Origin of the sequence: Streptomyces sp. MMG1533, from assembly GCF_001279775.1 — a bacterium.
GTDB lineage: Bacteria > Actinomycetota > Actinomycetes > Streptomycetales > Streptomycetaceae > Streptomyces.
Genome location: NZ_LGDG01000053.1, coordinates 1 through 9973, shown reverse-complemented (window position 1 = coordinate 9973; position 9973 = coordinate 1). Strand labels below are relative to the sequence as shown.

Annotated in this window: 10 protein-coding genes and 1 rRNA gene; all 11 read left to right on the top strand. The window is 67.6% G+C overall.

The annotated features are described in order from the left end of the window. Positions 1 to 99: ribosomal RNA gene (gene rrf / locus ADK57_RS09450) — 5S ribosomal RNA — on the top strand; the annotation flags it as partial. A gap of 109 nt (positions 100 to 208) precedes the next feature. Further along, positions 209 to 817 (top strand): CDP-alcohol phosphatidyltransferase family protein, encoded by a 609-nt coding sequence (locus ADK57_RS09445; RefSeq protein ID WP_053748929.1) that lies wholly within the window; start codon positions 209 to 211, stop codon positions 815 to 817. Between the two features lie 115 nt (positions 818 to 932). Continuing rightward, on the top strand, positions 933 to 3428 hold the full coding sequence (locus ADK57_RS09440; protein WP_053748928.1) for a mannose-1-phosphate guanyltransferase: 2496 nt from the start codon (positions 933 to 935) through the stop codon (positions 3426 to 3428). A gap of 107 nt (positions 3429 to 3535) precedes the next feature. After that, entirely contained in the window at positions 3536 to 4432 is an 897-nt protein-coding gene (locus ADK57_RS09435; protein ID WP_199830518.1) for a DUF881 domain-containing protein, read from the top strand. Further along, the gene (locus ADK57_RS09430) at positions 4429 to 4761 is read left to right on the top strand and encodes a small basic family protein (RefSeq protein ID WP_003988855.1); all 333 of its coding nucleotides are present in this window, start codon (positions 4429 to 4431) and stop codon (positions 4759 to 4761) included. The genes ADK57_RS09435 and ADK57_RS09430 overlap by 4 nt, the downstream gene beginning before the upstream one ends. A gap of 5 nt (positions 4762 to 4766) precedes the next feature. Further along, positions 4767 to 5600, top strand: coding sequence for a DUF881 domain-containing protein (locus ADK57_RS09425; RefSeq protein ID WP_053748926.1), 834 nt, complete (start codon positions 4767 to 4769; stop codon positions 5598 to 5600). A 61-nt stretch (positions 5601 to 5661) separates the two neighbouring features. After that, the gene (locus ADK57_RS47120; protein ID WP_078973035.1) at positions 5662 to 6567 is read left to right on the top strand and encodes an FHA domain-containing protein; all 906 of its coding nucleotides are present in this window, start codon (positions 5662 to 5664) and stop codon (positions 6565 to 6567) included. Between the two features lie 42 nt (positions 6568 to 6609). Further along, on the top strand, positions 6610 to 7347 hold the full coding sequence (locus ADK57_RS09415; protein ID WP_053748924.1) for a MerR family transcriptional regulator: 738 nt from the start codon (positions 6610 to 6612) through the stop codon (positions 7345 to 7347). 86 nt (positions 7348 to 7433) lie between these two features. Beyond that, the gene (locus tag ADK57_RS09410) at positions 7434 to 7907 is read left to right on the top strand and encodes a bifunctional nuclease family protein (protein WP_004002801.1); all 474 of its coding nucleotides are present in this window, start codon (positions 7434 to 7436) and stop codon (positions 7905 to 7907) included. A 259-nt stretch (positions 7908 to 8166) separates the two neighbouring features. Then, complete coding sequence (locus tag ADK57_RS09405) at positions 8167 to 8811, top strand: MerR family transcriptional regulator (protein ID WP_078973034.1); 645 nt, start codon at positions 8167 to 8169, stop codon at positions 8809 to 8811. 56 nt (positions 8812 to 8867) lie between these two features. Next, positions 8868 to 9973: DNA polymerase IV (locus ADK57_RS09400; RefSeq protein ID WP_053748922.1), on the top strand; the 1106-nt coding region annotated here is incomplete at its 3' end.

The window sequence follows — 9973 nt, the reverse complement described above, 5'->3', positions numbered from 1 at the left end:
AGGGAAACGCCCGGTTACATTCCGAACCCGGAAGCTAAGCCTTACAGCGCCGATGGTACTGCAGGGGGGACCCTGTGGGAGAGTAGGACGCCGCCGAACTCCTTTTAGAGCTCTGGCTCTTGGGCACTCAGCCCAGGAGCCAGAGCTTTTTTGCGTTGAGGTAAGGTCAGGGGGCATCGTTGGCTCGTTTCCCACAGGAGGCCCCCGGGTGGAGGTCCAGGAGACCCGCGTCCAGACGGATCGGGTACTCACCATCCCCAACATCCTCAGCATGGCGCGGCTCGCCGGCGTGCCGCTCTTCCTGTGGCTGATCCTCAGGCCTGAGTTCGGCGGTCCCCAAAGTGACGGGTGGGCGCTTCTGGTGCTGGCTCTGAGCGGGGTCACTGACTACCTGGACGGCAAGCTCGCGCGGCGCTGGAACCAGATCAGCAGCCTCGGCCGGCTCCTGGATCCGGCGGCCGACCGGCTCTACATTCTTTCGACTTTGGTCGGTCTCACCTGGCGCGAGATTCTGCCAATCTGGTTGACCGCTGCACTTCTGGCGCGCGAGCTGGTTCTGCTGGTGATGGTGGGCATCCTCAGACGCCATGGCTATCCGCCCCCGCAGGTGAACTTCCTGGGCAAGGCCGCCACCTTCAACCTGATGTACGCCTTCCCACTGCTGCTGCTCAGTGACGGAAGTGGATGGATCGCGTCACTGGCTGCTATTTTCGGATGGGCGTTCGCCGGATGGGGTACAACGCTGTACTGGTGGGCAGGAGTTCTCTACGTGGTACAAGTCCGCCGCCTGGTTCGTGCGGACGCCATGGCCGACTGAACTCGCCGATTACAACGGCTCTATCGGTCCGATGGCCCGCGGCAGAAAAGTGCGGGACAATCTGGACGGGTGAAGTCGGCTAGACCGTCGTCTCTTAGAGGAGGACGCTTCCGACATGAAGGCCGTCGTGATGGCCGGAGGCGAAGGCACGCGCCTTCGCCCCATGACCTCAAGCATGCCCAAACCGCTCCTGCCGGTGGCCAACCGGCCGATCATGGAGCACGTTCTGCGGCTGCTCAAAAGGCATGGGCTCAACGAGACCGTCGTTACTGTCCAGTTCCTGGCCTCACTGGTCAAGAACTACTTCGGTGACGGTGAGGAGCTCGGTATGGAGCTCACCTATGCCAATGAGGAGAAGCCACTCGGTACCGCCGGAAGCGTCAAGAACGCCGAGGAGGCGTTGAAGGACGATGCTTTCCTCGTCATCTCCGGTGATGCCCTGACCGACTTCGATCTCACCGAGCTCATCAATTTCCACAAAGAAAAGGGCGCGTTGGTCACCGTCTGTCTGACGCGTGTGCCCAACCCGCTGGAGTTCGGTATCACGATCGTCGACGAGGAGGGCAAGGTCGAGCGCTTCCTGGAGAAGCCGACCTGGGGCCAGGTCTTCTCGGACACCGTGAACACGGGCATCTACGTGATGGAGCCCGAGGTGTTCGACTATGTCGAGGCCGATGTCTCCGTCGACTGGTCCGGCGATGTCTTCCCGCAGTTGATGAAGGAAGGCAAGCCGATCTACGGCTATATCGCCGAGGGCTACTGGGAGGACGTCGGTACCCACGAGAGCTATGTGAAGGCGCAGGCCGACGTTCTGGAGGGCAAGGTCGACGTCGATCTCGACGGCTTCGAGATCTCCCCGGGCGTGTGGGTCGCGGAAGGCGCCGAGGTACATCCCGACGCCGTTCTCCGTGGACCGCTGTACATCGGTGACTACGCCAAGGTCGAGGCCGGTGCCGAAATCCGCGAGCACACCGTCATCGGCTCGAACGTCGTCGTGAAGACCGGGGCGTTTCTGCACAAGGCCGTCGTGCACGACAACGTGTACGTCGGGCAGCACAGCAATCTTCGGGGCTGTGTCGTCGGCAAGAACACCGACATCATGCGCGCGGCTCGGATCGAGGACGGCGCCGTCATCGGTGACGAGTGCCTGATCGGTGAAGAATCGATCGTGCAGGGCAATGTCCGGGTGTACCCGTTCAAGACCATCGAGGCCGGTGCGTTCGTCAACACCTCGGTGATCTGGGAGTCCAGGGGGCAGGCACACCTCTTCGGCGCCCGCGGTGTGTCCGGGATCCTGAACGTGGAGATCACGCCCGAGCTGGCCGTGCGTCTCGCCGGCGCCTACGCGACCACGCTCAAGAAGGGCTCGACCGTCACGACGGCCCGTGACCACTCCCGTGGTGCTCGTGCGCTCAAGCGGGCGGTCATCTCCGCTCTGCAGGCCAGCGCCATCGACGTACGCGACCTGGAGAACGTACCGCTGCCTGTGGCGCGGCAGCAGACCGCGCGAGGTAGTGCCGGCGGGATCATGATCCGGACCACGCCCGGTGTTCCGGATTCCGTGGACATCATGTTCTTCGACGGACAGGGTGCGGACCTCTCGCAGGGCAGCCAGCGGAAGCTGGACCGGGTGTTCGCGCGGCAGGAGTACCGGCGGGCCTTCCCGGGTGAGATCGGGGACCTGCACTTCCCCGCGAGTGTCTTCGATTCGTACACCGGGTCGCTGCTGCGGAACGTCGACACTACGGGCATTTCCGAGTCCGGACTCAAGGTCGTCGTCGATGCGTCGAACGGCAGCGCCGGGCTTGTGCTGCCCAGCCTGCTCGGCAAGCTCGGTGTGGACGCCCTGACCATCAACCCGGGGCTCGACGAGTCCAGGCCCACCGAGTCTGCGGACGCACGGCGGTCGGGGCTGGTGCGGCTGGGAGAGATCGTGGCGTCCGCGCGCGCCGCCTTCGGGGTGCGGTTCGACCCCGTGGGTGAGCGGCTGTCGCTGGTCGACGAGAAGGGGCGGATCGTCGAGGACGATCGTGCGCTGCTCGTCCTGCTCGACCTGGTGGCCGCGGAGCGGCGCAGTGGTCGAGTCGCGCTGCCGGTGACCACCACCAGGATCGCCGAGCAGGTGGCGGCGTATCACGGGACGCAGGTGGAGTGGACGACCACTTCTCCGGACGATCTGACCCGCGTCGGTCGCGACGAGACGACGATCTTCGGTGGGGATGGCAAGGGCGGCTTCATCATCCCCGAGTTCAGCAGCGTCTTCGACGGCACGGCGGCCTTTGTGCGGCTGATCGGGCTGGTGGCGCGGACGCAGCTCACGCTCAGCCAGATCGACGCGCGGATTCCGCGGGCGCATGTCCTCAAGCGGGATCTGGCGACTCCGTGGGCCGTCAAGGGCCTTGTGATGCGACGGGTCGTGGAGGCGGCCGGAGACCGCTTCGTGGACACCACTGATGGGGTGCGGGTGGTGGAGACCGACGGGCGCTGGGTGATGGTGCTGCCGGACCCGGCGGAAGCGGTCACCCACCTGTGGGCGGAGGGGCCCGACGACGCCTCCGCTCAGGCGCTGCTCGACGAGTGGTCGGCGGTCGTGGACAGCGCCGGGCGCTGAAATCCACTGCACGCGTGCGTGCCGGACAAGTGTCCCCAAGGGGGCCTGTCCGGCACGCCGGTGGGGCCATTCGGAGGTAGTGGTCGCGACGTGCGACGATGTGCGGCATGCCGCAGCAGCCCCCCGTTCGGAGCACTCCTACGCCTCCTTCGCGTCCGGACGCGTCCATGTCGCTGCTCACCAACGTCATGGACCACAGCCTCGACGACGGGTACGCCGAGGCCGCCGCCCGGAAGAAGGCCGCGGGCGACGGGGGCCTGCCCAAGACCCTGCGGGCGAAGCTGGGTCTGGCCGCCGGCTTGGTGCTCGCGGCTCTGGTAGTGACCGTCGGAGCCGCCCAGGCCCGGGTCGCGGCTCCGGTCGTCGCCAAGGAGCGCGAGGAACTGATCGACCGCATCGATCGGGAGACCGAGGCGGCGGACAAACTCGAGAATTCCGTCGACGAGTTGCGTGACGACGTGAGCGCCCGCCAGCGCGCGGCCCTCAGGGACAGCGGTGGCAGTGACCAGGCAGAACTCGTGGGGATTCTGTCGGGCGCCACGGAAGTACACGGCCCTGGCGTGAAGCTGGTCGTGGACGACGCCAAAGAAGCCAGCACCGGCGGTGATGGCGACCCGCGCGAGACCTCCGGGTTCTCCGACACCGGGCGCGTGCGCGACCGCGACATGCAGCGGGTGGTCAACGGACTGTGGGCGTCGGGTGCCGAGGCCGTGTCGATCAACGGGCAGCGGTTGACGGCGCTGTCGGCGATCAGGGCCGCGGGTGACGCGATACTGGTCGACAACAGGCCGCTTGTTCCGCCGTACACGGTGCTGGCCGTGGGGGACGGCAAGCGGTTGAGCACCAGGTTCCAGAACAGCGCCGACGGGCTCTATCTCCATGCCCTGCAGGAGAACTACGGCATCCGGACCGCCATTTCCGTGGAGGGCGACCTCCGGTTGCCCGCCGCACCGAGTGTGATCGTACGTACAGCACAGCCGAGAACTGAGAAGGGCACATCGTGATCGCCGTACTGGGCCTCGTCGTGGGAGTCGTGGCCGGCCTGTTGGTCCGGCCTGAGGTTCCGGCGGTCGTCGAGCCTTATCTGCCCATCGCCGTGGTGGCGGCACTGGACGCCGTCTTCGGAGGTCTGCGGGCCATGCTCGACGGCATCTTCGACGATAAGGTCTTCGTGGTGTCGTTCCTGTCGAACGTGGTCGTGGCTGCGTTGATCGTCTTCCTGGGCGACAAATTGGGCGTGGGGGCCCAGCTGTCCACCGGTGTGGTCGTCGTGCTCGGGATCCGGATCTTCTCCAACGCAGCGGCGATCCGCCGACACGTGTTCCGGGCGTGAGACGGATGAGCAACCAGGACGAGACGCCCGAGAACAGGCTGCGCAAGGAACTGCCGGAGGAAGTCACCGCCGAAGCGCCCGCCTCGGCAGAGGACGCCTCCCCGGAGCCGCCGCAGTTGAGCGGCCGTCAGCGGCTGGCGAACGGGTTGTGGCCGCCGCGTGTCACCCGGGCCCAACTCATCGTCGCGGTACTGCTGTTCGGCCTTGGCTTCGGTCTGGCCGTGCAGGTGGCGTCGAACAGCGACAGTGACAGCGCCCTGCGGGGCGCACGTCAGGAAGATCTTGTGCGCATCCTCGATGAACTGGATGACCGTACTCAGCGTCTTGAAGACGAGAAGCAGGGTCTCGAGAAGCAGCGGGACGAGTTGGAGAACAGCTCGGACCAGGCCGAGGAGGCCCGCAAGCAGACGGTCGAGAAGGAGAAGCAGCTCGGCATCCTGGCGGGCACGGTGGCCGCGCAGGGGCCCGGCATCACGATGACCATCGACGACACGAAGGGGACGGTCGAGGCGGACATGCTGCTCGACACGATCCAGGAGCTGCGCGCGGCCGGCGCGGAGGCGATCCAGGTGAACGGCGTGCGGGTCGTCGCGGGTACCTATCTGACGGACTCCGACAAGAGCGTGAGCGTCGACGGGAACAAGATCAACGCCCCCTATCGTTTCAAGGTCATCGGCAAGCCGCAGGACCTCGAACCGGCGCTCAACATCCCCGGAGGCGTGGTGCAGACTCTTGAGAAGGAGCAGGCCACCGTGACCGTCGAGCGGTCGGACAAGATCGTCGTGGACGCCTTGCGAGCGGCGAAGCTGCCTGACTACGCTCGGTCGTCCTCCTCGTGAACCGGGGGTGCATGGCGGGCGTCCGGCGAGGGCATGACGTTGCGGGGGGTCGGCGCACCGAATGGGTGGTGCGTGGTGGAAACTGTCTGGTGGATACGGACGTTGTGAGGATGTCCGGGTCGACCGGTGTGTTCAATCAGGGTTCGTCCTGCCCCACGGGCGGGTCTGTTTCGGTCAAGGGGAATCGCCCGTGAAGTTGTTTGCGAAGTTGTTCGGCAAGAGCGCGCGAGAGGGCAGCGACAATGCGACCGCCCGTCATCGCGCACAGCCTGACGCAGAAGGCCAGCGCCCGCTGTTCCGGGACCAGGTCGATGGTCCGGGCGGTGACATTCCCGGAGGTCAGGGCGCGCCGTCAGTTGACCCTGCCCAGTCCGGAGGCATAGGTTTCGGGCAACCGTCAACCTCAAGTACGGGTGGAGGGTTTTCCCCTATGTCGGCCCAGGTGTGTACGAGGTGCGGTAACCGCAACGCGGAGAACAGCCGCTTCTGTTCCAACTGCGGTGCTCCGCTGCGGGCCGGCGCCGCGGCCGAGCGCCCCTCCGAGACGACGTCGACGATCTCCATTTCCGGGCTCGAGGCCTACGACGCCGAGGTCACGGGCCAGACACAGATGCCCATGCTCTCCCCGGAGGCACAGGCGGCCGTCGACGCCCTGCCGCTCGGGTCGGCGCTCCTGGTGGTGCGGCGCGGTCCGAACTCGGGCAGCCGCTTCCTGCTGGACGGCGACCTGACCACGGCCGGGCGTCACCCGCAGAGCGACATCTTCCTGGACGACGTGACGGTCTCCCGTCGGCACGTGGAGTTCCGCCGCGGTCAGGACGGCTCGTTCACGGTGGCCGACGTGGGCAGTCTGAACGGCACGTACGTCAACCGTGAGCGGATCGACCAGGTCGCTCTGTCGAACGGCGACGAGGTGCAGATCGGCAAGTACCGGCTGGTCTTCTACGCGAGCCAGCGGGGCTACTGACCCTCCTCCGGACTCCGTCCGGGGGGACCCCCAGGAAGGTCCATGCTGCAAACACCGAGCGGCGGTGCCGGGCACGGTACCGCCGCCACGGACAGTGGGCTGATGAGTATCGGCACGGTGCTGACCCTGCTGCGCGACGAGTTCCCCGAGGTGACCATCTCCAAGATCCGTTTCCTGGAGTCGGAGGGGCTCATCGAGCCGCAGCGAACCCCCTCGGGGTATCGCAAGTTCAGCGCCGGCGACGTCGAGCGCCTCGGCCACGTCCTGCGGATGCAGCGGGACCACTATCTGCCGCTCAAGGTGATCCGTGAGCACCTGGACGCCATGGAGCGCGGTGAGGCCGTACCACTGCCGACGGTAGGTCGTCAGCGGGACGGTGAGGGTGTTCAGGAGGTCGCCGAGGCGCCGACGGCGGCCAGGATCGGGCGGGGCGAGCTGATGGCCGCCGCCGAGATCGGTGAGCAGGAACTTCAGGAGTGGGAGTCGTACGGGCTCATCGCTCCGCTGCCCGACGGGGCGTACGACGCGGAGGCGGCCACGGTGGCGTCGCTCATCGCGGAGCTCGGGCGGTTCGGGATCGAGCCGCGGCATCTGCGGGTGATGAAGGCGGCGGCCGACCGCGAGGCCGGGCTGGTGGACCAGGTGGTGGCCCCGCTGAAGCGCCATCGCAACCCGCAGACCAGGGCGCACGCCGAAGCCCGTACCAAGGAACTGGCCGGGCTCACGGTGAAGCTGCACGCGGCGCTCGTGCAGACCGCGCTGGGCGTGCGGCTGCCGTGACGCGGGCGGGGTTGGCACAGGCCGGATCGGGCACCCGTTCTCTGCCCGACTACCCAAACGTCCCGGGCACGGCCTAGGGTTGCTGTGTGAACGAGCTCGATGTCGTAGGTGTCCGGGTCGAAATGCCCTCCAACCAACCGATCGTGCTCCTGCGTGAAGTGGGAGGCGACCGCTACCTCCCCATCTGGATCGGGCCTGGGGAGGCTACGGCGATCGCCTTCGCGCAGCAGGGCATGGCCCCCGCTCGACCGCTGACCCACGACCTGTTCAAGGACGTGCTGGAGGCCGTCGGCCAGGAGCTCACCGAAGTGCGCATCACCGACCTGCGTGAGGGCGTCTTCTACGCGGAGCTGGTCTTCGCCAGCGGCGTCGAGGTGAGTGCCCGCCCGTCCGACGCCATAGCGCTGGCCTTGCGCACCGGAACTCCGATCTACGGCAGTGACGGCGTGCTCGACGACGCCGGCATCGCGATCCCGGACGAGCAGGAGGACGAGGTGGAGAAGTTCCGCGAGTTCCTCGACCAGATCTCGCCCGAGGACTTCGGCACCAGCAGCCAGTGAGGCGCACGCGGCCCGGCGGACGAACGGTCCTGCCGGGCTCGTCCACGTCCGTTGACGCCTCAAATGCCGGCATTTGCCAGCGGCGCGTGAGAGCGTCCTGCGGGCCGCTCCGAGCGCATTCGGCTAGCCTTTCCCCGCGGTTGGGTGCGGGAAACCACTCGTAGGGTGATTATCACCCGGCGTGCCGAGTGTGGCGATCGTTGACGCGCCCCTGGTGACTGCCTACCGTCGAGAAGGCAGGTCAAGGACGGAGGTCGGCGTGAGAAGCAGCGGCGACGGTACGGCTGGGGGTGCCCCCGGACGCAGTCTCGGGGCGAGCGGTCCGTACCCGCTTCACAGCAACGCGGCCGATCACGCTCCGCAGCGACCGGCGGCCGTGCCGAGCAGCGGAGGGGCGACGTCCATGGCGTCCGAGCAGATCGGCTATCGCGGTCCGACGGCCTGTGCGGCCGCCGGCATCACCTATCGGCAACTGGACTACTGGGCCCGCACAGGCCTTGTCGAGCCGAGTGTGCGGCCCGCCCACGGGTCAGGGACGCAACGTCTGTACAGCTTCCGGGACGTCGTCGTTCTGAAGATCGTCAAGCGCTTCCTGGACACCGGTGTGTCGCTGCAGAACATCCGCACCGCCGTCCAGCACCTCAGGGAACGCGGTTTCTGCGACCTGGAGCGTATGACGCTGATGAGTGACGGCGCCACGGTCTACGAGTGCACCTCGCCGGACGAGGTCCATGCGCTGCTCCAGGGTGGTCAGGGGGTCTTCGGGATCGCGGTCGGCGTGGTGTGGCGGGACGTGGAAAGCGCGCTCTCGCAGCTGCACGGGGAGCGGATCGACACCGGGGAGACCCTCGTCGGGCACAACCCCGCGGACGAGCTGGCGCGGCGGCGCAACCGGGCGGTCTGACAGCCGCCCGGCTCTTCGGGACGGCATTGTCAGTGGCGTAGGGCAGCATCGGAGATGTGAGAAGCGCGCCCACGATCCTCCATCTCGACATGGATGCCTTCTTCGCCTCGGCGGAGCAGGCGTCCAAGCCGAGCCTGCGCGGGAAGGCCGTCGTCGTGGGTGGGCTCGGGCCGCGTGGCGTGGTGGCCACGGCGTCGTACGAGGCGCGGGTTTTCGGGGTTCATTCGGCCATGCCCATGGCTCAGGCGCGTCGGCTCGCTCCGAACGCCGCGTATCTCGTGCCGCGCTTCGCGTTCTACCGGTCGATCAGCGAGCAGGTGATGGGGCTCCTGCGGGCGCTGTCGCCGCTGGTGGAGCCGTTGAGCCTGGACGAGGCGTTCGTGGACCTGGAGGCCGGTGGAGCGGCCTGGGACGACGCGTCGGCGCGGTTGGCCGGGGTGAAGCTGCGGGTGGACATACGGGCGGTGACCGGGCTGACGGGATCGGTGGGTCTCGCTGCGTCGAAGATGCTCGCGAAGATCGCCTCGGAGCAGGCGAAGCCCGACGGGCTGGTGGTGATCGAGCCGGGGACCGAGCGGGCCCTGCTCGGACCGATGTCGGTGCGGACCCTGCCGGGGGTCGGGCCGGCGACGGGCGACCATCTGCGGCGGGCCGGGATCCACACGGTGGACGAGATCGCCGAGGCGGGGGAGGACGAGCTCGTACGGCTGTTGGGCAAGGCGCACGGGCACGCGCTGTACGCCATGGCGCTGGCCCAGGACGAGCGGCCCGTGGTGGCCGAGCGGGAGACGAAATCGGTGTCGGTGGAGGACACGTACGACGTCGACATCCACGACCGGGTCCGGGTCGGTCTGGAGGTGCAGCGGCTTGCCGACCGGTGTGTGCGGCGGCTGCGGGGTGCGGGGCTGTCGGGGCGGACCATCGTGCTGAAGGTGCGGAGGTACGACTTCTCGACGCTGACCCGGTCCGAGACGCTGCGGGGGCCCACGGATGATCCTGCGGTGGTGCGGGAGGCTGCCGCGCGGTTGTTGGACTCCGTGGACACGACGGGGGGTGTGCGGCTGCTGGGGGTGGGCGTGAGCGGGCTGGCCGACTACACGCAGGAGGACCTGTTCGCGCAGGCGGCGGGGGAGGACGAGCTCGTACGGCTGTTGGGCAAGGC

Bases quoted from the DNA above. Each gene is read 5' to 3' on its own strand.
- ADK57_RS09440 (WP_053748928.1), top strand. From the start codon at position 933: ATGAAGGCCGTCGTGATGGCCGGAGGCGAAGGCACGCGCCTTCGCCCC.
- ADK57_RS09435 (WP_199830518.1), top strand. From the start codon at position 3,536: ATGCCGCAGCAGCCCCCCGTTCGGAGCACTCCTACGCCTCCTTCGCGT.
- ADK57_RS09425 (WP_053748926.1), top strand. From the start codon at position 4,767: ATGAGCAACCAGGACGAGACGCCCGAGAACAGGCTGCGCAAGGAACTG.
- ADK57_RS47120 (WP_078973035.1), top strand. From the start codon at position 5,662: ATGGGTGGTGCGTGGTGGAAACTGTCTGGTGGATACGGACGTTGTGAG.
- ADK57_RS09415 (WP_053748924.1), top strand. From the start codon at position 6,610: ATGCTGCAAACACCGAGCGGCGGTGCCGGGCACGGTACCGCCGCCACG.